Origin of the sequence: Agrobacterium sp. NPDC090273 (assembly GCF_044772305.1) — a bacterium.
Classification (GTDB): domain Bacteria; phylum Pseudomonadota; class Alphaproteobacteria; order Rhizobiales; family Rhizobiaceae; genus Agrobacterium.
On sequence record NZ_JBIVYN010000006.1, the window covers coordinates 66030 to 89523 of the forward strand.

Consider the following 23494-nt stretch of genomic DNA (forward strand, 5'->3'; position numbering starts at 1 on the left):
CATGGGTGTCTGGATCGATACCGATATGGGCTTCGACGATATCGCTGCCATCATGGTAGTCGATGCGTCAGGCATCATGATCGATGGTGTCTCGCTCGTGTTTGGTAACGCGACACTGGCGGAGGTCTGCCACAACGCAGCAGGAGCCGTCGCTGCCTTCGGCTGGACATTCCCGATCCATCAAGGCCGTGCGCAGCCGGTGTTCGGTACGCTCGAAACTGCTCAATCCATTCTGGGCGATAGCGGTATTCCAACGGTTGGCCTTTCATTGCCCCAGACGGTAGAGGGGCTAGGTGAAAGCAGCAGCTTTCTTGCACTGTGCGACTGGCTTTGTGATGGAGCCGGCGAAAAGCGCGTTCTCGCGTTGGGACCCCTCACCAATATCGCGGCGTTGTGCGTTGCGCGCCCGGACCTTGCGTCAAAAATTTCCGATCTGACCTGGATGGGGGGCGGCGTCACGTCTGGCAATCATACGGCATCCGCCGAATTCAACGCCTTTGCAGATCCTGAAGCCCTGGCAATCGTTCTCTCGCACGGCCTGCCGCTTCGTATGGTCGATCTCGATGCCTGCCGCAAGGTGACAGCTTCACCTGCGGATGTGCTGCCGATCCGTAATGCTGGCGGAAAAAATGCGGGGCTCATAGCCGATCTTCTCGAAGGGTTTATCGGTATCGCCACCAGTCGGGGTAGGGCTGCCATGGCACTTTACGACCCGGTTGCTGCGGTAGCCTTCTGCTCTGATCTTGTCGGTTGGCGCCATGCGCGTATCGATGTGGAGACTGCCGGTGCATTCACACGGGGGCGGACGGTCGTGGAAAGCAGGACTGGCAAGACAGGGGCGTTCAACGCCCATTTTGCCGAAACTGTTGAAGCGGATGCGGTCAAGGAGACAATCCTTGAGGCCCTTCGTAGAGAGGCTGCCCGATGAACTCAGCAAAGTTTGCGCCACAACCTGCCGATTTGAATGACGAAAATTTGCGCACACGAGCCGTGGCGGCTGCAAGAGGGGACACGTCTTTCGATATCCTCATCACCGGCGGGACGTTAGTGGACGTGGTGACTGGCGAGCTACGCGTCGCTGATATCGGCATTGTCGGCTCCTTGATTGCAAGCGTGCATGCGCAAGCGACACGAAGTGATGCGACCCGCATTATCGATGCCACAGGTGCTTTTGTTTCTCCCGGGCTGATCGATACGCACATGCATATCGAAAGTTCGATGATCACGCCTGCCGCTTACGCCGCAGCTGTTGTTTCCCGTGGTGTCACGACGATTGTCTGGGATCCACATGAGTTCGGAAACGTTCACGGTGTCGAGGGCGTTCGCTGGGCCGCAAAATCGATTGAAAACCTGCCCTTACGTGCGGTTCTTCTTGCGCCATCTTCAGTCCCGTCTGCACCCGGCCTGGAGCGCGCAGGTGCCGATTTCGACGCCCTCGTGCTTGCGGACATGCTGGCCTGGCCCCAGATCGGCGGCGTTGCCGAAATCATGAACATGCGAGGTGTCATCGAGCGCGATCCGCACATGAGTGCTATCGTGCAGGCGGGTCTATTCTCGGGCAAGTTGCTATGCGGTCACGCCAGAGGTCTGAAGGGCGCCGAGTTGAATGCATTCATGACGGCGGGTGTATCCTCCGATCATGAACTGGTTTCTGCCGACGATCTAATGGAAAAGCTGCGTGCGGGCCTGACCATCGAATTGCGCGGATCGCACGACCATCTGCTGCCGGAATTCGTGGTTGCGCTGAACGCGCTAGGCCATCTTCCCCAAACGGTGACGCTCTGCACGGATGACGTATTCCCTGATGACCTCGTGAACGGAGGTGGCCTTGATGACGTGGTACGACGCCTTGTCCGTTATGGATTGAAGCCGGAATGGGCACTGCGTGCAGCGACACTGAATGCGGCGCAACGTCTCGGACGTCCAGATCTAGGGCTCGTTGCTGCAGGTCGTCGCGCTGATATCGCCGTGTTTGAGGATCTGAGCAGTTTTGCTGCCCGGCACGTTCTTGCTGATGGCAAACCTGTTGCGGAAAACGGAGCAATGCTGGCTTCAATTCCTGCCTGCGATGCGACCGTACTCCAGGGCTCCATGAAGCTTCCATTGCGAAAACCTGATGACTTCAGGGTGGCGTCGAATGGGCGTCGTGTGCGGCTAGCAACCATCGATCGTCCACGCTTTACCCAGTGGGGTGAAACAGAGGCCGATGTCGAGGACGGTTTTGTTGTCCCGCCGGAGGGCTCGACGATGATTTCCGTGACGCATCGTCACGGCAAAGCGGACTCTCTCACGAGAACCGGTTTTCTGACCGGTTGGGGCCGTTGGGACGGTGCTTTTGCAACCACGGTTGCACATGATAGCCATAACCTGACAGTCTTCGGTGGGAATGTGGATGACATGGCGCTCGCTGCAAATGCGGTGATCGAGGCTGGTGGCGGCATGGCGGCTGCATCAAACGGCAAGATCACGGCCTTGCTCCCCTTGCCGCTTTCTGGCCTGGTGTCAGAAGCTTCGGTTGAAGAGGTGGCGGAAGCCTTCCAGCACCTGCGTGCCGCTGTCGGTGAGATAGTAGAGTGGCAACCGCCTTACCTCGTTTTCAAAGCGTGTTTTGGGGCAACGCTTGCCTGCAATGTCGGTCCTCACCAGACAGATAGGGGGATCGCCGACGTTCTGACCGGGACCGTGCTTGAAAGCCCTGTGATCTCTCTCATTGACTAAAACGGTTTGAGCTTCGGCAGGCGAGAGCCGCACGAGAGGCGGCTATCGCCTGTTTTCCCCGACGGGATGCTCTTAGATGTGTAAAGCGTGCTTGACATTTCCTGTGGTTGCGGATGTAAAGGATGCTTTACAGGAGGCAGGTATGAACAAGCATCGTTTCGCCGTTGAGTTCAGCATCAGCATGATCGGATATATGGTCATCCTGATCGCTTCCGTGTTGGTGCTCAACGCAGAGATGGTTGAGGGGAATTGGAAAACGATCGTCGCCCTAACCCCCATGGTTCCTGGGTTTGCTGTGGCATTTTCCGTCATGCGCCAAGTGAGAATATCTGACGAGCTCCAGCGCCGGATTCAGCTTGAAGCGCTATCCCTTGCTTTTGGTGGAACGGCATTGGTGACATTCAGTTACGGTTTTCTCGAAACTGTTGGGTATCCAAAACTCTCGATGTTTTTTGTTTGGCCGATCATGGCGGTCTTCTGGATCGTCGGTGGTCTCATAAGTGGCCGTCGTTTTAGATGAAAAACAGCCTGAAAGCCCTTCGTATCGAAAAAGGATGGTCGCAGGGCGAGCTGGCGTCTCGCCTTGACGTGTCACGCCAGACCGTAAACGCCATTGAAAACGAGCGCTATGACCCCAGCCTGCCGCTTGCGTTCGCAATCGCTCGATTGTTCAATCGAGCGATTGAAGAGATTTTCGAAGAGTGATGAGGATTGGCACTCTGGAGCAGAGCCTAACTCGGTTGCCGCGTTTTACTGGCTGCAGAGCGCGCGGCTAAAATGAAGTTCTTCACAACGTGAGAAGTCGTTCCTCTGCGATAGGCTAGCGATATGGACAGCCGGGGAGGTGGGCCGCTGGCGGGGAGCAGGACGATGTTTTGCATTTTCACCTGAGCGACGGACTCCGGCACCAGCGAAACACCAAGTTCGGCGGCGACCAACGTCAGTATCGAGGCGATATGCGGCGCTGCCGGACCAAGCCGCGGTGTAAACCCTGCATCTTCGCACGCCTTCAGCGAGGCGTCGTGGAGGCTGGTTCCAATGCTGCGTGGCGTAAGAATGAATGGATCGTCGCGCAGTTCGAGGAGATCGATGGCAGTGCCTCGCCGTGCAAGAATGTGCGACGCGGGCAGGGCGATCAGGAGGGGCTCGTCAGTCAAGACTTCTTCGTTCAACGTGTCCGGCTCAGATTGCGACGGACGCAATAGGGCAACGTCCAACCTATCTTCAAGCAAGGCTGGTGTCAGCACAAGGGCGTTGGCTTCCATCACTTGAAGTTCGACATCCGGATATTTGTTCTTGTAAGCGCGAATGCACGCGGGGACGAGCGGATTGAGAGCCGCCGTTCCCGTCACACCAATCCTCATGACGCCAGTCTCGCCGGCGGCTGCCCTGCGCGCAAGGCGAACGCCATTGCTGACCTGATCGGGTACATTGGCAATTGCTGTACGAAAGGCTATTCCCGCCGGTGTCAGTTCCACGCCGTGTGCGAGACGCCGGAACAACCGGGTGCCCATTTCCTCTTCCAGCACTTTTATCTGCTGGCTAAGAGGTGGCTGCGCTATGCCGAGATGTTCCGCTGCCCGGGTGAAGCTTCCTTCGCTGGCTATGGCAAGAAAATAGCGGATGTGCCGGAGCTCCATGATATTAGATCCAGATATAATGAGAGGCTGTTCCATATAGAGTGAAGATGATGGGCGCGCTATAGATAAGTCCGAAAAGGATAAATCGATGCGTCAGCTCAGTAATCAGGATTTTACACCACCCATTATCAAGACGGCGAACCCCTCGGATGTTCTCTGGATCGAGCACGGCAGCAGCCGTTTCCGTCGAGCTAGCTGGGCGCTTTTTCTTGCCGGTTTTGCCAGCTTTTCACTGATTTATTGCGTGCAGCCGTTGTTGCCGGAATTCCCGGAAGAGTTTGGGATCAATCCTGCAACTGCTTCGCTTGCGCTTTCGTTGATAACCGGAACACTTGCCTTTGCCATCCTTCTCAGTGGAGCTTTCTCGCAGCTCTTTACACGTCGCCGTCTCATGTTCGTTTCCATGATGTTGGCTGCGGTCTGTAATATTATCGCAGCAAGCACAAACGGCTGGGAATGGCTGTTGGCAGCCAGGGCGTTGGAAGGCTTCGTGCTTGGAGGCGTTCCTGCCGTCGCAATGGCTTATCTTGCTGAAGAAATCGAGCCCGCCAGTCTTGGCAAGGCAATGGGCCTCTACGTCGGTGGGACCGCGTTTGGCGCCATGGCAGGGCGTGTCGGCATGGGGCTGGTATCTGCGTTTACCTCATGGCAGGTTGCGATGTACGCACTTGGAGCCATCTGTGTTGTCGCGGCGATCGGCTTCCTTATGCTGCTTCCTCCCTCGCGCAACTTCCGGCCGCAGCGCATGCCACTGAACATGCACCTGCGTATATGGGCTGAGCATCTGAAAAATCCCGATCTCCGGCGGTTTTATTTCATCGGTGCAATGCTCACCAGTGTCTTCACCACGGTCTTCAACTATTGTGCCTTTCGTCTGGTCGCTCCACCCTATGAACTCGGCCGGACCGCTGTCAGCATGATTTTTCTGACCTTTGCTCTCGGGATTGTCGCGTCTTCCTACGGCGGGACACTGGTCGACCGCTTTAGCCGACGGGTCATGCTGATCGTCGCCTTCTCATCCATCCTGGCGGGTATTTTTCTGACTTTTTCGTCGAGCATTATCCTGATCGTGATGGGGATTGCGGCGATCACGGTCGGATTTTTTATCGGTCATTCAGCGGCCAGCAGCGGTGTCGGTGCCAACGCAGGCACCGCCAAAAGCCACGCTTCGGCCTTGTACCTGTTGTTTTATTATTGTGGCGCGAGCATCACGGGCTGGATCGGCGGCTGGTTCTGGATACACGCAGGATGGCCGGGCATTATGGCCATCACTTCAGCCTGCGCCCTGGCTGGCATTGTTGCCAGCCTACCTCGTCCCGCTGGCGGGCCGCGGCCGGTCATTTGATCGGCCGAGGACAATGTTCATTCAGCTGACAATTCCTGTTCAACCAGCGTTGACCAGAACGCGACGCCGGAAACAATTGATCCGTCGTTGAAGTCATAAGACGTATTGTGGTGCAGAGCGCCGTCGACCGCAGGGCCGTTGCCCAACCAGACGTAGCAGCCCGGTGCCTCACCTGCAAAAAAGGCGAAATCGTCACCCGCTGTCGAGGGCGGGAACGCGGTGCGCGCCTTGTTGCCAAAGACCGATTTTGCAGCTCGCAGCGCACGCCTGGTGGCGTCTGCATCGTTGATCACCGGTGGGATGCGGCGAATGAATTCATATTTGGCTTCAATGCCGAACATGGCTGCCGTACCCTTGGCCAGCCTGCCGATCTCTTCTTCAAGCTGGTTACGGACATCAGCCGCATAAGCTCGAGCGGTGCCGCCAATCTCAACGATGTCCGGGATGACGTTGAGAGCCTTGGGATCGCCCGCCTGAACTGAGCAGGCGCTGACCACAGCGGGTTGCAAGGGATCAACAACGCGACCGACAATATTTTGCAGTGAGGCGAGGAATGTGCCGGCAGCCGTTATCGGATCACGGCCAAGATGCGGTTTTGCTCCATGCGTTCCAATGCCCTTGAATGTTACCCGCCAGCTATCGGAAGAGGCAAGCTGCGGGCCTTCGACCACGGCAATCTCGTCAGTTGCAAGTCCTGGCATATTGTGCAGCCCATAGACGGCGTCGCAGGGGAAAATCTCGAAAAGACCGTCTTCGACCATTTTTTTTGCGCCGCCACGGCCTTCTTCCGCAGGTTGGAAGATGAAATGCACAGTGCCGGAAAAATCACGTGTCTTGGCAAGGTAACGGGCTGCGCCGATCAACATGGCCGTGTGCCCATCATGGCCACAGGCGTGCATTTTGCCTGGAAACCGAGACTTGTAGGCGCGGTCCGAAACTTCTGGCATGGCCAGAGCATCCATATCGGCGCGAAGGCCAATCGAACGTGTGCCATTCCCCACCTGCAAGGTGCCTACCACACCGGTGCCGCCCAGGCCGCGATGAACTTTCAGGCCGGCCCGTTCAAGCAGGTCTGCGACGATGGCACTCGTTCGTTCTTCCTCGAAGCCGAGTTCAGGATGAGCGTGCAGGTCGTGACGCAACTCCGTCAGAAATGGCAAATCTTCGCCGATCCGGTCCAGCAGTCTCATGGCAGGTTATCCTTGAATATGAGGAAAAGCCGCGCCATAGGTGGGCTCTTCCGAACGCATGTTGCCTGGCTCTTTCTAGCGTATACCGCATCTGAAATGAACCCGCGTACCTCTCTTCGGTTGTCGAAATGCATGACACGCGGTGTCACTCCTGTTCGATCACAGGCGAACGGTTCCGCAGCAAAGGAAAGAACGATGCAATCCGAGATTTTGCCGCACGAATTCTGGCAGGAAATCCTCAAGCCCGCCCCATTGGAGCCTACGGGGCCGCATTCGGCGTTTTTCCCTGCGACGCTGGATGACGGGCGACAGATCAGGTTGCCGATTCGTCCGCTTGCGGACGGAGAACATGCTTTGGCGTCTTTGATCGTCAATCAAGCCTCCTTCGAGGTGCTGGAGACGCTGGCTGCGGACCTTGCCAAAAAACTCGAGCCGTTTCGACCCGATGTGGTGGTGGGATTGCCGACGCTGGGGTTGACGCTCGCGGCGGCTGTCGCCCGCCATCTCGGTCATAAACGATACGTGCCGCTCGGGACGTCCCGCAAATTCTGGTATCTGGAAGAGCTGTCGGTACCAATGTCATCCATTACCACCAAGCAGGAAAAGCGGCTTTACATTGACCCGCGTATGATGCCGCTTATTGAAAATCGCCGCGTCGCGCTGGTCGATGACGTTATTTCCAGCGGCACCTCGATTGTCGCCGGTCTTTCCCTGCTTTCCGCTTCCAAAATCGAACCTGTCGTCGTGGGGGCTGCGATGCTTCAATCGGACCGCTGGCGGGAAAGGCTTGCCGTTGCAGGTCAGCAGTGGCCCGATCGCGTTCAGGGCGTTTTTGCAACGCCGCTGCTGCGAAAAGTGGACGGCGGCTGGCAGGTTTGACGATCCGCAAAATCGATGTTGTTACGGAGTGGTGATAATTTCACCACTGCTTGATTTCGTCCTTGCGAAGCTTCGAAATATCGTCCTAAGATTGCCGCTGACAGAAAACAGGCGGCCGTGGCGTTTGCTCCGGTTGCCACCCGCTCGGTGTCATTCCGGCGTCTGCCGCCCCCTCCTTTTTGCGACTGATATTTGGAATCTCCTGACATGCATGCAGTTTTCGACGGTCATAATGATGTGCTGCTTCGTTTGTGGCGCAACAGCAAGGCCGGAGCGGACCCGGTTGTAGAATTCCGGGATGGAACACGCGAAGGCCACATCGATGCGCCTCGCGCAAAAGCTGGTGGACTGGCTGGTGGCATTTGCGCCATCTACATTCCCTCAGGAGACCTTATTCTCCAGGAACCGGACGAAAACGGCCATTATGTCACGCCGCTTGCCGCGCCGCTCACACGGCAGCCGTCGCTCGACATCGCCATTGAAAAGGCAGCGATTGCTCTCCGGCTGGATCAGGCCGGCGCCTGGAAGCTCTGCCGTCAAACGGCAGACATTCGCAAGGCGATGGCCGACAACGTTTTTGCGGCCGTGCTTCACATGGAGGGCTGCGAGGCGATCGGCCCGGATCTTGATGCGCTGGAACTTTTTTATGCCGCCGGTCTCCGGTCGCTTGGTCCAGTCTGGAGCCGCCACAATGTTTTCGGCCACGGCGTTCCCTTCGCCTTCCCCATGTCGCCAGATAGCGCTCCCGGTCTTACCGACGCCGGCTTTGCTCTGGTCAAGGCTTGCAATCGACTGGGTATCCTCATCGATCTTGCCCACATCACCGAAAAAGGCTTCTGGGATGTGGCAAAGACAACGGACCAGCCTCTGATCGCCAGCCATTCCAATGCACATGCGCTCACATCCGTTGCGCGCAATCTTACCGATCGACAGATGGACGCAGTCAAGGAGAGCAAAGGCCTTGTTGGCCTGAACTATGCAGTGACGATGTTGCGCTCCGATGCGCGCGATAATGCCAACACACCGTTGTCCGATATGGTACGCCACATCGACTACATGGTGGAACGGATGGGCATCGATTGCGTAGCGCTCGGTTCCGACTTCGACGGCGCGACTGTGCCGGTCGGAATTGCGGACGCCAGTGGCAATCACAATCTGGTTGCGGCGTTGAAATCTGCGGGCTACGGTGACGATGACCTAGCAAAAATCTGCCGGGAAAACTGGCTGCGCGTTCTATCCCAGGCATGGCACGAACCTGCCTGAAATCGAGTGAAATCAATAACAAAAGGGGAGATCCTATGATCAAATCGCTCAACAAACCCATGCGTGTTCTCGCTACCAGCGCGGCACTGTCACTTCTGATGCTGTCGGCTCCGCAAGTCTTCGCGGCAACGCCTGCGGACACCCTTGTCGAAGGCTTTGCCATCGATGATATCATCTCGCTCGATCCGGGTGAGGCGTTTGAGCTGTCGGCAGCCGAAGTGACCGGCAACACCTACAGCAAGCTGGTCTCCATCGATCTCAACGATACGTCCAAGGTTGTCGGGGACCTGGCTGAAAGCTGGACTACGTCCGAGGATGGTCTGACCTACACCTTCAAGCTGAAGTCGGGCCTGAAATTCGCGTCGGGCAACCCGATCACCGCTGAAGACGTTGCATTTTCATTTGAACGCGCCGTCAAGCTCGACAAGTCGCCGGCATTCCTCCTGACGCAGTTCGGCCTCACCGGCGACAACGTCGCCGAAAAGGCCAAGGCATCCGATGAACAGACGTTCGTGCTTACCGTCGACAAGCCTTACGCGCCTAGCTTCGTTCTGAACGTGCTGACTGCAACTGTCGCCTCTGTTGTCGACAAAAAGCTCATTACCGAAAAAGCAAAGCCCGTAACGCCCAGCGCCGATTACAAATATGACACCGATTTCGGCAACGAGTTCCTGAAAACCGGTTATGCCGGTTCCGGTCCGTACAAGGTCCTTGGCTGGAAAGCCAACGAGGCCGTGATCATGGAAGCCAACCCGAACTACTACGGTGAGGCGCCGAAGTTGAAGCGTGTCGTTTATCGCCACATGAAGGAAAGTTCTGGTCAGCGTCTCGCCCTTGAAAACGGCGATATCGACGTGGCTCGTAACCTTGAGCCGGGTGATATGGAGGCCGTTTCCAAGAAGGAAGGTCTTGCCGTTACCTCTGCACCAAAGGGTACCGTTTATTACTTCAGCCTCAACCAGAAGAATGAGAACCTGAAGAAGCCGGAAGTGATCGAAGCGTTCAAATATCTCGTGGACTACGATGCGATTGGCGCCACGCTTATCAAGGGCATCGGCGAAGTCCATCAAACCTTCCTGCCGAAGGGCCAACTCGGCGCTCTCAATGAGAACCCCTACAAGCTCGACGTTGCAAAGGCCAAGGAACTGCTTGACAAAGCCGGTCTGAAAGACGGTTTCACGGTCACCATGGATGTGCGCAACACGCAGCCGGTAACGGGTATCGCCGAAAGCGTGCAGCAGACGCTTGCACAGGCCGGTATCAAGCTTGAGATCATTCCTGGCGACGGGAAGCAGACCCTGACGAAGTACCGTGCCCGTACCCACGATATCTATATCGGCCAGTGGGGCTCGGACTATTTCGATCCGAACTCGAACGCGGAAACGTTCACGATCAATTACGACAACTCCGACGAAGGCAAGAACAAGACGCTTGCCTGGCGCAACGCCTGGGATGTTCCGGATCTGACCAAGGAAACGCAGGCTGCACTTCTGGAAAAAGATAGTGCGAAGCGTGCAGCGATCTACGAAAACCTTCAGAAAAAGGTTCTGGAAAGTGGTCCGTTCGTAATCATCTTCCAACAGACCGAAGTGGCCGGTTATTCCGCGAAGCTTAAGGGTCTCAAGCTCGGACCGAGCTTCGACACGAACTTCGTTTACACGATCTCCAAGGAATAGTCCGGTTTGACCGGCCCCTTGGGTATCGTTGAATGAGTACCGTTGAAGCGAACACCAAGGCGAGGCGGCGCGGCAAAAGCCGCGCCAACGCCCGCCTGAAAGCCGTCCTTGGCTTTTCCCTCACCGTCATCACCACCTTTTTGGGGTTGCTGGCGGTAACATTTTTCATTGGCCGCGTCGTCCCGATCGATCCGGCGCTGGCAATTGTCGGCGATCGTGCGCCTGCTCACGTCGTGGAACGGGTGCGGGAGCAACTCGGCCTCAACCTGCCGCTCTGGCAGCAGTTTTTCATCTATCTCAAACAGGCGCTGTCTGGTGATTTTGGTACATCTGTGTTGACCACCAATCCGGTCATGCAGGATATCAAGCGCGTTTTTCCTGCGACCATTGAGCTTGCGACACTCGGCACGATTATCGGCTCGGTGTTCGGTATCCCGCTTGGCGTCCTTGCGGCCGTCAAACGCGGCAGTCTCGCCGACCAGATCGTTCGTGTCATTGGCCTTATCGGCTATTCCGTACCGATCTTCTGGCTTGGCCTTCTCGCGTTGCTGGTCTTTTACGCACGTTTGCAGTGGGTCGCCTATCCCGGACGGATGGATATCGTCTACGAGTTCACCTTCACGCCCGTTACGGGCTTCTTTCTGATCGATGCCATCTGGCAACGGCAGTGGGACGTGTTGTGGGATCTCTTTCGCCACATCATTCTGCCTTCCTGTCTACTCGGTTACTTTTCGCTCGCTTATATCAGCCGCATGACCCGGTCCTTCATGCTGAATGAACTGAGCCAGGAGTATATCGTTGCGGCACGGGCCAAAGGTCTGTCGGAAACACGCATCATCTGGTTCCACGCGCTGCGCAATGCTGCCGTGCCATTGGTGACCGTCATTGCGCTGTCCTATGCCGGCCTTCTTGAAGGTTCGGTCCTTACCGAAACCATTTTTGCCTGGCCGGGGCTTGGTCTTTACATCACCAATTCCTTGCAGAACGCGGACATGAATGCCGTACTCGGTGGCACGATCGTAATCGGCGCCATTTTCGTCGGCATCAATCTTTTCTCCGACCTGCTTTACAGGACACTTGATCCGAGGACGCGAAGCCGATGACGACTTCGATCGAAACGTTAAAACCCTACAGCCGTGCATGGCTGCTTTCTGACCGGCCGGTGTCTCGCAAGCAGGCAAGGCTTGGCCGTGCATACGTCATCTGGCGGCGGTTTTCGGAAAACAGGCTGGCGCTTCTTGGCCTGGGCATCATCCTCGCACTGCTGTTTGTTGCTTTGTTTGCAGATGTGCTGGCGCCCCACAACCCGGTGCAGGGTGATCTCCGCAACGCCCGGCTTCTCCCACCCGGCACAGAAGGTTACTGGCTTGGAACGGATGATCAGGGACGCGATATTCTTTCACGTCTTATTCATGGCTCGCGATTGACGCTCTTTGTCGTTCTTCTCGTTGCAGTTATTGCCGCTCCAGTCGGCCTGATCGTCGGCACCGTCTCCGGTTATGCCGGGGGGTGGGTCGACGCGCTGCTGATGCGCATCACCGATATCTTCCTTGCATTTCCGAAACTTGTTCTGGCGCTGGCGTTGGTTGCGGCCCTCGGACCCGGCATCGAAAACGCGGTACTGGCGATTGCACTTACCTCCTGGCCACCTTACGCCCGTATCGCCCGAGCCGAAACGATGACGTTCCGTAATTCGGATTTTATCGCTGCAGTGAAGCTGATGGGGGCATCGCCATTGCGCATCGTCCTGAAACACGTCATGCCGCTTTGCCTGTCTTCATTGATCGTGCGTGTCACTCTCGACATGGCAGGCATTATCCTGACGGCAGCGGGACTAGGCTTCCTTGGTTTAGGTGCTCAGCCGCCGCTTCCTGAATGGGGTGCGATGATCGCGTCAGGCCGCCGCTTCATTCTCGATCAATGGTGGGTGGCAGCCATGCCGGGGGCCGCGATCTTGATCGTCAGCCTTGGTTTCAACCTTTTGGGTGACGGTTTGCGCGACGCACTCGATCCCAAGGAGGCGGGCCAATGAGTACACCGCTTCTGACCGTCGATAATCTGCGTGTCAGCTTCCCCACTCGAACCGGGCTTGTGGAAGCGGTTCGCGGTGTTTCCTTCACACTCGGGCGAGAACGCCTTGGTATTGTTGGGGAATCTGGATCTGGGAAATCGCAGACCGGCCGTGCGATCATGGGTCTGACACCGAAAAGCGCGCGCATCGAAGCCGACGCCTTGCGCTTCGGCGATATCGATCTGTTGCGTGTCTCGGCCAAGGAACGGCGCATCATGCGCGGCAAGCGCATCGCGATGATCCTTCAAGATCCGAAATACTCGCTGAACCCGGTGATGACAATCGGTCGGCAGATTGTCGAGACGCTTCGTACCCATGAGAGGATCGGTTCTTCGGAAGCCCGTAAGCGCACACTCGATATGCTGGAAGCCGTGCAGATTCGCGATCCCGAACGCGTGTTTGATCTTTATCCGCATGAAGTCTCCGGCGGCATGGGGCAACGTGTTATGATTGCCATGATGCTTGTATGCGGGCCCGAATTGCTGATAGCCGACGAGCCTACGTCGGCGCTCGATGTCACGGTCCAGCTTGAAGTGCTCGACATTCTCGACAAGCTGGTTCGCGATCGCGGTATGGGGCTTGTTTTCGTTAGCCACGACTTGCGACTGGTTTCCTCGTTCTGCGACCGCGTGCTGGTCATGTATGCGGGGAAGGTCGTCGAGGAGTTGTCGTCTGCCAATCTGAAGGATGCGAAGCATCCGTATACGCAGGGTTTGTTGAACTGCCTGCCACAGATAGGTGGTCACCGTCATCCGCTGCCCGTCCTGGATCGCAAGCCGGAGTGGCGCGCATGACAACTGTTCTTTCTGTTCGTGACATGGTCGTCGATTTCGACGGCTATCTGGCACTCGATCATGTCAGCCTTGATGTCGCGCAAGGTGAATCCTTCGGTATCGTTGGCGAATCCGGTTCTGGAAAATCAACGCTTTTGCGGGCAGTCGCCGGTCTCAACCACTTCGAAAGCGGTACCTTGATAGTCGAGGGGCGCTCTTACTCCGGCAAACGCCGTGACAAGAGCTTCTACCGCGATGTGCAGATGGTGTTCCAGGACCCTTACGGATCGCTGCATCCCCGCCAGACGGTTGATGCCCTGTTGCTCGAGCCGTTGCTTATCCATGGTCTCGACAACCGTGAACAGCGGATTTCGCGGGCGTTGGATGAGGTGGGCTTGGGGTCTGGTTTCCGCTTTCGCTATTCACACCAGCTTTCCGGAGGACAGCGCCAGCGTATTGCCATCGCGCGTGCGTTGATTGTCGAACCAAAGGTGCTCTTGCTGGACGAACCGACATCGGCGCTGGACGCATCCATTCAGGCGGAAATCCTCAACCTTTTGGAACAGGCGCGTCGAGACCGTAACCTCACCTTCGTCATGGTGAGCCACGACCTCGGTGTTATCAGCCATATGTGCGACCGTCTTGCCGTCATGAAAAGCGGTCAAGTCGTGGAAATGCTGGCAGCAGAAGCTCTTGAAAGCCGCGATTTCACCGCAGACTACACCCGCCAACTGCTGGTCGCCAGCGAGGGCTTCAAGCGCGATTGACGGGACGCTACGGTCTCACCCATAAAATTCCCTGCCATTCCGGCTGAGCGCCGGAGCGGCGGGGCCAGTCGGATCGAGGCAAGGTATCAAACCATGCAATTACGCGCGTTGATGTATTTCGATGAGCTTGTTCGCACCAACTCCATGCGTGCGGCGGCCGAAAATCTTAACGTAGCGCCGACAGCCGTCAGCCGGCAAATCGAAAATCTTGAGTATTATTTTGGCTCCCCTCTCGTGGAGCGCTCCAGTCGCGGAGTGAAGTTGACCGCAGCGGGTGAATTGCTGGCCGCACGGGCAGGCAAGACCCTCCGCGAACTCGATCACGTTCATCAGCTCATTGATGATCTCAAGGGACTTCAGCGGGGACGCGTCACGATCTATGCCAACGGCGCGACGGTGGCCAACCTGTTGGCGCCGGTTCTGGCGCAATTCTCGCTAAAGTACCCGAAGCTTCGCTTTGAGGTCCACATCACCAGCGCGCGTCAGGCAATGGATGCTCTCGGCTCGGCAGAAGCCGATCTTGTTGTCGGGCTATTCGCACCCAAAGTTTCAGGCGTGAAAGTTCGCTCGCGTACCCGTATCAGTTACGATGTGGTCTTGCCGGTGGGACATCCGCTGGCGGATAAGCTGGAGATTTCTCTCAAGGAACTTGCTGAACTTCCGCTTGCGCTGCCGGACAAGAGCTTCGCTGCCCGCCAGGCATTCGAAGCACTGTTTTTTGATGCCGGCGTAGAACTTGATCCAGTCTTCATCACCAGTTCACTGGAGATGCTCAAGGAACTTGTTCTGGGCAATGCCGCTGCAACGCTTCTTCCGGCTTTGTCGGTCGCCCGTGAGATCCGCAGTGGCCAGATGATTGCGGTTCCGCTCGCTGGCAAGAAGGGCATTCATACCCATATCGAGCTTTGTGTGGCGCCCGACCGGCAACTGTCTTTTGCGGCCTCAAAACTTGCCGATTTTATAGAACGCTTCATGCGCGACGCGACAGCCGCTTAGCCGAGTCCGATCAAAAGCGAATATCCGTGAAACTAATTCTCTCGTTCCCTCGTCTGTTGCTCCGCCCCTTTTGATGGGCGCCGGGCCTTGTAAGGCGCAGTCCGCGCCTGGGCTTCAGGCAGGAGGAGAATTTATCATGTCGAGTCTCGCAATCCGTCTCGCCGCCTGTGCAGCCGTCGTCGTGATGGCTGGTACAAATACATTCGCCGCAAATCCCAAGGTTGGAGGCGCGGCGATGTTTGAAGACAAAAACATTGTCGAAAACGCTAGCCAATCGAAAGATCACACAACTCTGGTCGCTGCGGTGAAAGCTGCCGGCCTTGTCGAAACCCTGGCCGGGAAAGGGCCGTTCACTGTGTTCGCTCCAACCAATGAGGCGTTCGCAGCACTGCCGAAAGGCACGGTCGACACACTTCTCAAGCCGGAAAACAAGGCGCAACTCACCAAGGTCTTGACCTGCCACGTTGTCGCTGCCGATGCCATGTCTGCTGCCATCGAGAAAATGATCATGGATGACAACGGGACACATGACGTCAAAACGGTCGGTGGCTGTGTACTGAAGGCGAAAAGCAGCACGGGTAAGATCACGCTGACGGACGAGAATGGCAATATTGCCAAGGTGACGATCGCTGACGTCAAACAATCAAATGGCGTGATTCATGTCATCGACAAGGTTCTTTTGCCGAAGATGTAACCGAAATTATTTTGCTGTGAAGCCGCTCTGCCGAGCGGCTTCTTCATGGCAACGGATGATGGAAGGCGGACTTTGCCCGCCATTTGTGGGGTGAATCACATTGCCGGCAAGATCGCGATGTCGCGGATATCCGTTTCAAGTCCGCTCACCGCACCCACCTCAGTTGCTGCGCCACTTTCGAGATTGACGGTGTAAAGCGTTTTGTTCGCGATCAGGTAGGCGGTGTTCTTGCCGCCGTCCAGCCCTTGGACGTCGAAGGCGTAGGTCGCGGGCATATCCTTGATCCCAAGTTTGCCAATTGCCTTCAGTGTACCGTCATTCGGTTTCGTCTGCTGGATCAGTGCACCGATCTTGGCATCGATGTTGTACATCGCGGTCTTTTCCGGCTTCCCGATGGAGTTTGTGTAGGCCGCGGCGACGATTACGGGTGTCTCGCCCTTATGCATGTCGCCGTCTTCGTAGGCAAGCGAACCATCGACCGTCACGGCACCTGTGTCGGGGTGAACCCGGTGGTTTGTTGTACCGGTCATGAAGCGCAGGCGGTCTGCCATCGGATTGAAATCGACCACGACAGGTGCATCTGTCACCGTCAGCATCTTGTCCATTTTGGCAACTTCCGTCGCAGCGCCGCTGGCGAGATCGATGGTGAAGATCCTGTGGTCGGGAGTGACGCCGACGACCGTCTTGTTTCCTGGCCGGAAATCGATACCAACCAGCTTATCAACACCAGTCACATCCATCGTCTTGCTGACGGCGGGCTTTTCCGTGTCGAACATGACAAGTGTCTTGTCTCCGGTCAGGCCAAGAACAGGGGCTGCAGACGCAGCAGCTGCGGAAAGAGTAAGTGCGGCAGTGGAGGCGATCAACGCGAAACGAAAGGTGTTCATATCTATCTCCCTTGGTTGGTTCATGAGAAGCTGTCCGGCGTGCGCCATTTTGGTGCTTCCAGTCTTAAGACACAGGAGAGGGGGTACTTGGATGCAGCGTTTAAAATTTTTTCTCGTGCATCCGAATGGCATCTCGAAACGTATAGGTTACAAATGGTTCAGGACGTGGAGGCAGGGGAGATTGTGCGATACATGCTGGTAGGATCGGCGCCTGAGGAACTTGAAGTCGCGCTCATGGCCTGTGCCAGGGGAGAGCGCGCGGGCTTGAAGCTGATCTATGATCGGGAGGCGGGACGCCTGGTTGCCGTCGCCGAGCGTATCGTGCGCCGCCGTGATCTGGCCGAGGAGATCGTTCAAGAGGCGTTTATCCGGATATGGACGCACGCGCATCAGTTCACACCGGAGCGCGGCTCGGCGCGAGGCTGGATCTACGCCATTGTTCGCAATCGGGCGCTCAATGTGCTGCGTGACGGCAAGCGTGAATTTACAGAAGAAGACATCGAGGCACTGCAGGATGCCGAGCAGGAGCATGAGGTCATGGCAGCATGGCAAAGGCTTGATCGGCAGTCGAGGTTACGTGAGTGTCTATCCTCTCTTGAAGACATCAAACGGCGCGGCATCCTGATGGCCTACATCGGCGGTTATACCCATGGCGAAATTGCAGGTCGGCTGAAAATCCCCCTTGGCACGGCGAAATCCTGGATCAGGCGTGGCCTTTTGATGCTTCGGGAGTGCATGGCATGAAAATCGACCGAATGGACATGCCCGCTCTGGCTGATGAATACGTGCTTGGTTTGCTGGATCGCGCCGAGGCGATCGAAATCGAGGCGGCTATGGAAACGGATGCCGAACTGATGGCGGCAGTGGCGGCAAGTCGCGACCGGTTTCTTCCGCTTGACACAACGGCGGAGCCCGTTGCCATTGGCGACGGACTGTGGACGAAGATCGAGGGTTCACTGCCGCCTCAGGTCACATCCGCCAAGTCAGCTGTACCACCTCCCGCCAATCAAAACAGCAAGGGCCGTTGGCGTGCCGCTGCCATTTCCGCTATGGCCGCTTGCGTGTTTCTTTCCGTAGGGTTGGCGCTCAGCCTGATGCGAACGGTCGAACCGCTGGTCATTGCGGTTCTCGTGAATGAGGCAGGTGAGGTTCAGGCCGTTGTTGAGGATTTTGGAAACGAGAATGCCAGCGTCAGGCTTCTGGCGGATTTCACGGTTCCCGATGACAAGATGATCCAGGTCTGGACGCTGCCGTCGCGTGACATGGGCCCGGTGTCACTAGGCCTGATCGAGAATGCACGCTCCGTCAGCCTTACCGGGCCTGCTTTGCCCAGGCCACAAAACGGGCAACTCTACGAGCTGACCCTCGAAAATGCGGGAGGGTCACCAACTGGCCGTCCGACAGGGCCCATCCTTGCGAAAGGCTTTGCAAAAATGCCGCGTTGATCTCACGGCGCGGGGTTTGTTTTCCATGATCTATCGTGTAGCGATTTCGGCTACGCACCGCACACAAAATTGACGATTGTGTGTGCGCATGCAACATGACACTGTTTTTGCAACGGGCGGTTTGGAAAGGGCAAAAATGCCTCGGCCGCCAGACAGGGGACATTGATGCTACGCAACTATTTCTCGCATTCGATGAAAGTGACGCGGCGTGCCGCGCTGACGCTGGCGCTCGGAACGACACTCGCCTTACCTTTTTCAACTGATAATGCGGAGGCTGCGCCGAAGAACGCCCTCGTTCTTGGCATGGCCGTCGAACCTGCAGGTCTCGACCCCAGTATTGCAGCGCCTGTCGCCATCGGTCAGGTCACCTGGCAGAACGTGTTCGAGGGCCTCGTCACCATCGACAACAAGGGCAAGGTTAAGCCACAACTCGCTGAGAGCTGGGAGATTTCTCCCGATGGCAAGACATATACGTTCAAATTGCGTCAGGGCGTGACCTTCCACGATGGGGAAGCATTCGATTCATCCGTCGCCAAATTCTCGCTTGATCGCGCGCGTGGCGATGCTTCCGTCAATCCGCAAAAGCGGTTCTTTGCGTCCATCAACAGCATTGAGACGCCCGATGCGGCAACGCTTGTGTTGAAACTCAAACAGCCTGCAGGCAGCCTGATTTATTGGCTCGGCTGGCCAGCCTCCGTCATGGTTGCGCCGAAGAGCGCTGACAACAACAAGACAACGCCTGTCGGCACCGGCCCGTTCAAATTCGCAAGCTGGGCCAAAGGTGACAAGGTCGAGTTGGAGAAAAATCCCGCCTATTGGGATAAGGCAGTGTCGGTGAAGCTTGAAAAGGCCACCTTCCGTTTCGTAACCGACCCGCAGGCACAGGCTGCAGCCTTGAAGTCGGGTGACATCGACGCTTTTCCGGAGTTCGGTGCGCCCGAACTGATGTCGTCCTTCGATGGCGATGAGCGCCTCGGCACCTTCGTGGGCAATACCGAACTGAAGGTGGTTGCAGGCATGAATAGCACCCGCAAACCCTTTGACGACAAACGTGTCCGTCAGGCTCTGATGATGGCGGTCGATCGTAGCACGGTCATTGAAGGTGCCTGGTCAGGCTTTGGCACAGCCATCGGCAGCCATTACACACCCAACGATCGCGGTTATATCGATACCACGGGTGTTCACCCTTACGACGTGGACAAGGCCAGGGCTCTGTTGGCCGAAGCTGGTTATCCGGACGGTTTTAGTTTCACGATCAAAGCTCCGCAGATGGCCTATGCTCAGCGCACCTCTCAGATCTTGCAGGCCATGCTTGCCGAGATTGGTGTTACGATGAACATCGAAACCACCGAGTTTCCGGCGAAATGGGTGGCGGATGTTCTGAAGGGCGCCGACTACGACATGACGATCGTTGCGCATGCCGAGCCGATGGACATCGATATCTATTCGCGTGATCCCTACTATTTCAACTACAAGAACCCCGCCTTCAACGAGCTTGTCAAGAATGTCGAGCTGACTTCTGACGCAAGCGAGCAGGAAAAGCTCTACGGTGAAGCGCAGAAAATTCTCGCTGAAGATGTGCCCGCTCTTTATCTGTTCGTCATGCCCAAGCTTGGCGTATGGGACAAGAAGATCAAAGGGTTGTGGGAGAACGAGCCGATCCCGTCCAACGTCTTGACCGACGTTCATTGGGAAGAGTGAGCATCTACAGACGCGGGCTGGATCTGTCGTCCCGCCAGTGAACACGTTTCGCCAACAGAGCCTTGTCAGCCCAATAAATCGGGCTGACCGGGTTTCGGCTCTAGGCCGGAAAAATTGATATCGGCGGGCGGACAGCCCGTAGTAAATGGAAATGCTTGAGAGGACACACAGCCGATGATTGCCGTCATTCTGCGGCGCCTTGCCAGCCTCATCATTACGCTGTTTGCGGTGTCTCTCATCATCTACGTCGTCATGGGGTTACTTCCGGGTGATCCGGCTGCCATTATGCTTGGCACCTCCGCCAGCCCAGATACGCTGGCAGCGCTTCAGAAACAGATGGGTCTCGATCAACCACTTGTCTTGCGGTACCTTCATTGGCTCGTTGCCGTCTTTCGTGGTGATCTTGGCCAGTCCTATACATATGGCGTCCCGGTTGCCGGCCTGATCCTTGAACGGCTTGCCGTAACATTGCCGCTTGCCTTTATGGCTGTCTGCCTGTCCATTCTCATCGCTATCCCGCTTGGTGTGGCTGCGGCACGCAACCGCAACGGTGTCGTCGATTTCGGTGCCGGTCTTTTCTCGCATGTCGGAATTGCAGTTCCGGGATTTTGGGTCGGCCTGCTCCTGATCCTTGTGTTTTCGACTATGCTGGGCTGGATGCCTTCAGGCGGATTTCCGGGCTGGCAGGCAGGTTTCGGCGTTGCATTCACGGCGCTGGTGTTGCCTGCTGTCGCCCTGGCGCTTTCGCAGGCCGGCGTCCTGACACGCGTTTGCCGTTCTGCGGTTCTGGAAGTGATGAATGAGGACTTTGTGCGTACGGCGCGTGCCAAGGGACTGAGTGAGCGAGTGGCACTTTGGCGCCACGCTGTACCGAACGCGATGATCCCGGTCGTTACCATGATTGGCCTGCAATTCACGTTTCTGATTGCCGGTGCAGTCCTCGTGGAAAATGTCTTCAATCTGCCAGGACTGGGGCGGCTTGCCTATCAGGCACTTACCCAGCGCGACATCGTCGTCATGCAGGCCGTCGTGCTGTTCTTCTCCGGCCTTGTCATCATCATGAACTTCATTGTTGATATCGCCTATCTGTTCATCGATCCGCGGCTGCGGGCAGGTGCACGATGATAAAAATGATCAGCAGGCGCCCCGCCTTCGTTCTTGGTGTGACCGTTACCGCGCTCCTGGTGGCAATTGCGCTTCTCTCCCTTGTCTGGACACCGGTTTCGCCGACGAAGATGCAGATCGTCCAGAAACTCAAGTCTCCTGTTTCCTACGGTGGTCTTGGTACAGACCATTTTGGTCGTGACGTTCTTTCCATGCTGATGGTTGGCGCATGGAATTCACTGTCGACGGCTGTTGCCGCTGTCGCCATTGGAGCATTTATCGGTACATTGTTGGGCGTAACAGTCGCGGCCGTTCGTGGCGTCACAGAAACAGTGGTCATGCGGATCTGCGATATCATCTTCGCGCTGCCGCCGATCCTGTCTGCGATGATGCTCGGCGCTTTTATCGGGACCGGCCGTTTCACCGCCATCATTGCAATCGCGACTTTCATGGTGCCCGTCTTTGCCCGCCTCACGCTCGGTGCAGCCTTGCAGATATGGGCGCGTGAATATGTCACTGCAGCAACCAGCATCGGCCAAAACAGGGCGAAGATATCGCTTTTCCATATCGTGCCCAACATCTCCAACCAGATCATTGTTCAGGTGACGATACAGCTCGGACTTGCCATTCTTACCGAGGCAGGGCTGTCCTTTCTCGGGCTCGGCATGCCGCCACCCGCAGCGACGTGGGGACGCATGCTCGCCGATGCCCAGACCTATCTCGGTGTCGCTCCGTGGCTTGCCGTTATGCCGGGTCTTGCGATTGCCCTTGCCGTTTTCGGCTTCAATCTTCTCGGTGACGGTCTTCGCGACCTTCTTGACCCGCGCGATACAAGTTGAGGGCGGCGCTGCCCCGCGCATTCCACTCCATATCCCCGTATGATTTTGACGAGACGAAGCACATGACCGATCTCCATCAACTCAACACGCTCGAAATTCTGGCGCTCTACGCCGAGAAAAAGCTGTCACCATCGGAATATTGGCAATCGGTAGAAGCGCGGATCGCGGCTTTCGAGCCTGTGGTGAATGCGCTTTATGCCTATGATCCGGAGGATGCTCAAAAACAGGCTGCAGCGTCCACCGACCGTTGGCAAAAGGGCGAGACAGTCGGGCCACTTGACGGAATTCCGGTGTCACTCAAAGAGTTGATCGCCACGAAGGGCCAGCCGATACCGCTCGGTACCAAGGCCGTGGAACTGGTGCCGGCGGCCGAGGACGCACCGGTCGCTGCACGTTGCCGCGAGGATGGAGCCATCATTTATGCAAAGACGACGTGCCCCGACTACGGCATGCTGTCATCTGGCCTGTCCAGCTTCCACAAATTAAGCCGCAATCCGTGGAACCCGAGCCAAAACCCGGGTGGTTCAAGCGCAGGTGCAGCCTCTGCCGGCGCAGCCAGCTACGGCACGCTGCATATCGGCACGGACATCGGAGGGTCGGTGCGCTTACCTGCGGGGTGGACCGGTCTGTTTGGCTTCAAGCCGAGCCAGGGCCGCATTCCAGTCGATCCCTATTATACCGGTCGCTGTGCAGGTCCTATGACGCGTAGCGTTGTGGACAGTGCTTACGCCATGGCGACACTTTCTCGCCCGGACTGGCGTGATGGTACATCATTGCCGCCCAATGATATCAACTGGATGGACCTTGATGTTGATGTAAAGGGTCTCAAGATCGGACTGATGCTGGATGCCGGTTGTGGATTGGCCGTCGATGTCGAAGTGCGCGAGGCAGTCCTGGCTGCTGCAAAACTGTTCGAGGCGGCGGGTGCGATCGTCGTACCGGTTGAGCCGGTTCTGACACGGGATATGCTGGATGGGCTTGACGACTTCTGGCGCGCAAAGTTCTGGGGCGATATTGTCACCCTGAGCGATGAGCGGCGCGCTTCAATATTGCCCTATATCCACGAATGGGCTGTCAAGGGAGCGGATGTTTCCGGTGCACGAGCCGTCTTTGGTTTCAACCAGACGATGGAGATGCGCAAAAGCTGCGGACGGTTGATGCAGACGGTCGATGCCGTGATTTCGCCGACAAATCCTATTGTGTCCTATCCTGCCGACTGGGCATCACCCACCAATGATCCGCAACGGCCTTTCGAGCATATCGCCTTCACTGTGCCGTGGAACATGTCAGAGCAACCTGCTTCCTCGATCAATTGCGGATTTTCGACGTCGGGCATGCCGATCGGTTTGCAGATTGTTGGCCCTCGCTACGCTGACCTCCTGGTGCTGAAGCTTTCCAAGGTGTTTGAAGATTGGACCGGTGGTGTGACGAATTGGCCGGAGCCGCCACAGGCGCGCTGATTTGTCATTATTCTGCGTGTAGTAACGTCATAATACCCGCCTCGAT

23 protein-coding genes are annotated in these 23494 nt (G+C 56.8%); 20 read left to right on the plus strand and 3 right to left on the minus strand.

Annotated features, from left to right (window positions below; translation table 11 throughout):
* Position 1: 1 nt before the first annotated feature.
* The 4 genes from ACIQT8_RS16800 (at position 2) to ACIQT8_RS16815 (ending at position 3423) form a co-directional block, all read left to right on the plus strand.
* The gene (locus ACIQT8_RS16800) at positions 2 to 928 is read left to right on the plus strand and encodes a nucleoside hydrolase (protein ID WP_400967360.1); all 927 of its coding nucleotides are present in this window, start codon (positions 2 to 4) and stop codon (positions 926 to 928) included.
* Positions 925 to 2718, plus strand: coding sequence for an adenine deaminase (locus ACIQT8_RS16805; protein ID WP_400967363.1), 1794 nt, complete (start codon positions 925 to 927; stop codon positions 2716 to 2718). The genes ACIQT8_RS16800 and ACIQT8_RS16805 overlap by 4 nt, the downstream gene beginning before the upstream one ends.
* A gap of 142 nt (positions 2719 to 2860) precedes the next feature.
* Positions 2861 to 3238: a hypothetical protein gene (locus ACIQT8_RS16810; protein WP_400967366.1), complete on the plus strand. Its 378-nt coding sequence runs from the start codon at positions 2861 to 2863 to the stop codon at positions 3236 to 3238.
* Positions 3235 to 3423 (plus strand): helix-turn-helix transcriptional regulator, encoded by a 189-nt coding sequence (locus ACIQT8_RS16815; protein WP_400967368.1) that lies wholly within the window; start codon positions 3235 to 3237, stop codon positions 3421 to 3423. The genes ACIQT8_RS16810 and ACIQT8_RS16815 overlap by 4 nt, the downstream gene beginning before the upstream one ends.
* 26 nt (positions 3424 to 3449) lie before the next feature.
* On the opposite strand, the gene ACIQT8_RS16820 is transcribed toward ACIQT8_RS16815, so the two are convergent.
* Entirely contained in the window at positions 3450 to 4358 is a 909-nt protein-coding gene (locus ACIQT8_RS16820; protein ID WP_400967371.1) for a LysR family transcriptional regulator, read from the minus strand.
* Between the two features lie 88 nt (positions 4359 to 4446).
* Here ACIQT8_RS16820 and ACIQT8_RS16825 point away from each other — a divergent pair, with 88 nt between their 5' ends.
* Positions 4447 to 5703: an MFS transporter gene (locus tag ACIQT8_RS16825; RefSeq protein ID WP_400967374.1), complete on the plus strand. Its 1257-nt coding sequence runs from the start codon at positions 4447 to 4449 to the stop codon at positions 5701 to 5703.
* A 17-nt stretch (positions 5704 to 5720) separates the two neighbouring features.
* Here ACIQT8_RS16825 and ACIQT8_RS16830 read toward each other — a convergent pair whose 3' ends face one another.
* Positions 5721 to 6893: a M20 aminoacylase family protein gene (locus ACIQT8_RS16830; RefSeq protein WP_138793461.1), complete on the minus strand. Its 1173-nt coding sequence runs from the start codon at positions 6891 to 6893 to the stop codon at positions 5721 to 5723.
* A gap of 195 nt (positions 6894 to 7088) precedes the next feature.
* Here ACIQT8_RS16830 and ACIQT8_RS16835 point away from each other — a divergent pair, with 195 nt between their 5' ends.
* The 9 genes from ACIQT8_RS16835 (at position 7089) to ACIQT8_RS16875 (ending at position 16012) form a co-directional block, all read left to right on the plus strand.
* On the plus strand, positions 7089 to 7772 hold the full coding sequence (locus tag ACIQT8_RS16835; protein ID WP_138793460.1) for a phosphoribosyltransferase: 684 nt from the start codon (positions 7089 to 7091) through the stop codon (positions 7770 to 7772).
* A gap of 207 nt (positions 7773 to 7979) precedes the next feature.
* Positions 7980 to 9035, plus strand: coding sequence for a dipeptidase (locus ACIQT8_RS16840; RefSeq protein WP_138793459.1), 1056 nt, complete (start codon positions 7980 to 7982; stop codon positions 9033 to 9035).
* A 35-nt stretch (positions 9036 to 9070) separates the two neighbouring features.
* Positions 9071 to 10711 (plus strand): ABC transporter substrate-binding protein, encoded by a 1641-nt coding sequence (locus ACIQT8_RS16845; RefSeq protein ID WP_400967380.1) that lies wholly within the window; start codon positions 9071 to 9073, stop codon positions 10709 to 10711.
* A 32-nt stretch (positions 10712 to 10743) separates the two neighbouring features.
* Positions 10744 to 11814: an ABC transporter permease gene (locus ACIQT8_RS16850; RefSeq protein WP_400967383.1), complete on the plus strand. Its 1071-nt coding sequence runs from the start codon at positions 10744 to 10746 to the stop codon at positions 11812 to 11814.
* Entirely contained in the window at positions 11811 to 12743 is a 933-nt protein-coding gene (locus ACIQT8_RS16855) for an ABC transporter permease (protein ID WP_138793456.1), read from the plus strand. Before ACIQT8_RS16850 ends, ACIQT8_RS16855 begins: the two co-directional genes overlap by 4 nt.
* Positions 12740 to 13576 carry an ABC transporter ATP-binding protein gene (locus ACIQT8_RS16860; protein ID WP_400967387.1) on the plus strand — a complete coding sequence of 279 codons (837 nt, stop codon included), beginning with the start codon at positions 12740 to 12742 and terminating at the stop codon, positions 13574 to 13576. Before ACIQT8_RS16855 ends, ACIQT8_RS16860 begins: the two co-directional genes overlap by 4 nt.
* Complete coding sequence (locus ACIQT8_RS16865) at positions 13573 to 14322, plus strand: ABC transporter ATP-binding protein (RefSeq protein ID WP_400967390.1); 750 nt, start codon at positions 13573 to 13575, stop codon at positions 14320 to 14322. Before ACIQT8_RS16860 ends, ACIQT8_RS16865 begins: the two co-directional genes overlap by 4 nt.
* Positions 14323 to 14415: 93 nt before the next feature.
* Positions 14416 to 15318: a LysR family transcriptional regulator gene (locus ACIQT8_RS16870; RefSeq protein ID WP_262528228.1), complete on the plus strand. Its 903-nt coding sequence runs from the start codon at positions 14416 to 14418 to the stop codon at positions 15316 to 15318.
* Between the two features lie 136 nt (positions 15319 to 15454).
* Complete coding sequence (locus tag ACIQT8_RS16875; protein WP_400967393.1) at positions 15455 to 16012, plus strand: fasciclin domain-containing protein; 558 nt, start codon at positions 15455 to 15457, stop codon at positions 16010 to 16012.
* Between the two features lie 95 nt (positions 16013 to 16107).
* Here ACIQT8_RS16875 and ACIQT8_RS16880 read toward each other — a convergent pair whose 3' ends face one another.
* The gene (locus tag ACIQT8_RS16880) at positions 16108 to 16899 is read right to left on the minus strand and encodes a DUF4394 domain-containing protein (protein ID WP_400967396.1); all 792 of its coding nucleotides are present in this window, start codon (positions 16897 to 16899) and stop codon (positions 16108 to 16110) included.
* 192 nt (positions 16900 to 17091) lie between these two features.
* Here ACIQT8_RS16880 and ACIQT8_RS16885 point away from each other — a divergent pair, with 192 nt between their 5' ends.
* The 6 genes from ACIQT8_RS16885 (at position 17092) to ACIQT8_RS16910 (ending at position 23448) form a co-directional block, all read left to right on the plus strand.
* The gene (locus ACIQT8_RS16885; RefSeq protein WP_262528230.1) at positions 17092 to 17643 is read left to right on the plus strand and encodes a sigma-70 family RNA polymerase sigma factor; all 552 of its coding nucleotides are present in this window, start codon (positions 17092 to 17094) and stop codon (positions 17641 to 17643) included.
* The gene (locus ACIQT8_RS16890; protein ID WP_400967398.1) at positions 17640 to 18344 is read left to right on the plus strand and encodes an anti-sigma factor domain-containing protein; all 705 of its coding nucleotides are present in this window, start codon (positions 17640 to 17642) and stop codon (positions 18342 to 18344) included. Before ACIQT8_RS16885 ends, ACIQT8_RS16890 begins: the two co-directional genes overlap by 4 nt.
* Positions 18345 to 18509: 165 nt before the next feature.
* A complete protein-coding gene (locus ACIQT8_RS16895; RefSeq protein ID WP_400967401.1) occupies positions 18510 to 20045 on the plus strand; it encodes an ABC transporter substrate-binding protein in 1536 nt (511 codons plus the stop codon).
* Positions 20046 to 20219: 174 nt separating this feature from the next.
* Entirely contained in the window at positions 20220 to 21170 is a 951-nt protein-coding gene (locus tag ACIQT8_RS16900) for an ABC transporter permease (RefSeq protein ID WP_400967403.1), read from the plus strand.
* Positions 21167 to 21988: an ABC transporter permease gene (locus ACIQT8_RS16905; RefSeq protein WP_400967406.1), complete on the plus strand. Its 822-nt coding sequence runs from the start codon at positions 21167 to 21169 to the stop codon at positions 21986 to 21988. Before ACIQT8_RS16900 ends, ACIQT8_RS16905 begins: the two co-directional genes overlap by 4 nt.
* Before the next feature lie 62 nt (positions 21989 to 22050).
* A complete protein-coding gene (locus tag ACIQT8_RS16910) occupies positions 22051 to 23448 on the plus strand; it encodes an amidase (protein WP_400967408.1) in 1398 nt (465 codons plus the stop codon).
* Positions 23449 to 23494: the final 46 nt, after the last annotated feature.

What these genes read in the sequence shown, in the direction of transcription:
- ACIQT8_RS16800 (WP_400967360.1), top strand. Translation starts at nt 2, where the DNA reads ATGGGTGTCTGGATCGATACCGATATGGGCTTCGACGATATCGCTGCC.
- ACIQT8_RS16805 (WP_400967363.1), top strand. Translation starts at nt 925, where the DNA reads ATGAACTCAGCAAAGTTTGCGCCACAACCTGCCGATTTGAATGACGAA.
- ACIQT8_RS16810 (WP_400967366.1), top strand. Translation starts at nt 2,861, where the DNA reads ATGAACAAGCATCGTTTCGCCGTTGAGTTCAGCATCAGCATGATCGGA.
- ACIQT8_RS16815 (WP_400967368.1), top strand. Translation starts at nt 3,235, where the DNA reads ATGAAAAACAGCCTGAAAGCCCTTCGTATCGAAAAAGGATGGTCGCAG.
- ACIQT8_RS16820 (WP_400967371.1), bottom strand. Translation starts at nt 4,358, where the DNA reads ATGGAGCTCCGGCACATCCGCTATTTTCTTGCCATAGCCAGCGAAGGA.
- ACIQT8_RS16825 (WP_400967374.1), top strand. Translation starts at nt 4,447, where the DNA reads ATGCGTCAGCTCAGTAATCAGGATTTTACACCACCCATTATCAAGACG.
- ACIQT8_RS16830 (WP_138793461.1), bottom strand. Translation starts at nt 6,893, where the DNA reads ATGAGACTGCTGGACCGGATCGGCGAAGATTTGCCATTTCTGACGGAG.
- ACIQT8_RS16835 (WP_138793460.1), top strand. Translation starts at nt 7,089, where the DNA reads ATGCAATCCGAGATTTTGCCGCACGAATTCTGGCAGGAAATCCTCAAG.
- ACIQT8_RS16840 (WP_138793459.1), top strand. Translation starts at nt 7,980, where the DNA reads ATGCATGCAGTTTTCGACGGTCATAATGATGTGCTGCTTCGTTTGTGG.
- ACIQT8_RS16845 (WP_400967380.1), top strand. Translation starts at nt 9,071, where the DNA reads ATGATCAAATCGCTCAACAAACCCATGCGTGTTCTCGCTACCAGCGCG.
- ACIQT8_RS16850 (WP_400967383.1), top strand. Translation starts at nt 10,744, where the DNA reads ATGAGTACCGTTGAAGCGAACACCAAGGCGAGGCGGCGCGGCAAAAGC.
- ACIQT8_RS16855 (WP_138793456.1), top strand. Translation starts at nt 11,811, where the DNA reads ATGACGACTTCGATCGAAACGTTAAAACCCTACAGCCGTGCATGGCTG.
- ACIQT8_RS16860 (WP_400967387.1), top strand. Translation starts at nt 12,740, where the DNA reads ATGAGTACACCGCTTCTGACCGTCGATAATCTGCGTGTCAGCTTCCCC.
- ACIQT8_RS16865 (WP_400967390.1), top strand. Translation starts at nt 13,573, where the DNA reads ATGACAACTGTTCTTTCTGTTCGTGACATGGTCGTCGATTTCGACGGC.
- ACIQT8_RS16870 (WP_262528228.1), top strand. Translation starts at nt 14,416, where the DNA reads ATGCAATTACGCGCGTTGATGTATTTCGATGAGCTTGTTCGCACCAAC.
- ACIQT8_RS16875 (WP_400967393.1), top strand. Translation starts at nt 15,455, where the DNA reads ATGTCGAGTCTCGCAATCCGTCTCGCCGCCTGTGCAGCCGTCGTCGTG.
- ACIQT8_RS16880 (WP_400967396.1), bottom strand. Translation starts at nt 16,899, where the DNA reads ATGAACACCTTTCGTTTCGCGTTGATCGCCTCCACTGCCGCACTTACT.
- ACIQT8_RS16885 (WP_262528230.1), top strand. Translation starts at nt 17,092, where the DNA reads ATGCTGGTAGGATCGGCGCCTGAGGAACTTGAAGTCGCGCTCATGGCC.
- ACIQT8_RS16890 (WP_400967398.1), top strand. Translation starts at nt 17,640, where the DNA reads ATGAAAATCGACCGAATGGACATGCCCGCTCTGGCTGATGAATACGTG.
- ACIQT8_RS16895 (WP_400967401.1), top strand. Translation starts at nt 18,510, where the DNA reads ATGCTACGCAACTATTTCTCGCATTCGATGAAAGTGACGCGGCGTGCC.
- ACIQT8_RS16900 (WP_400967403.1), top strand. Translation starts at nt 20,220, where the DNA reads ATGATTGCCGTCATTCTGCGGCGCCTTGCCAGCCTCATCATTACGCTG.
- ACIQT8_RS16905 (WP_400967406.1), top strand. Translation starts at nt 21,167, where the DNA reads ATGATAAAAATGATCAGCAGGCGCCCCGCCTTCGTTCTTGGTGTGACC.
- ACIQT8_RS16910 (WP_400967408.1), top strand. Translation starts at nt 22,051, where the DNA reads ATGACCGATCTCCATCAACTCAACACGCTCGAAATTCTGGCGCTCTAC.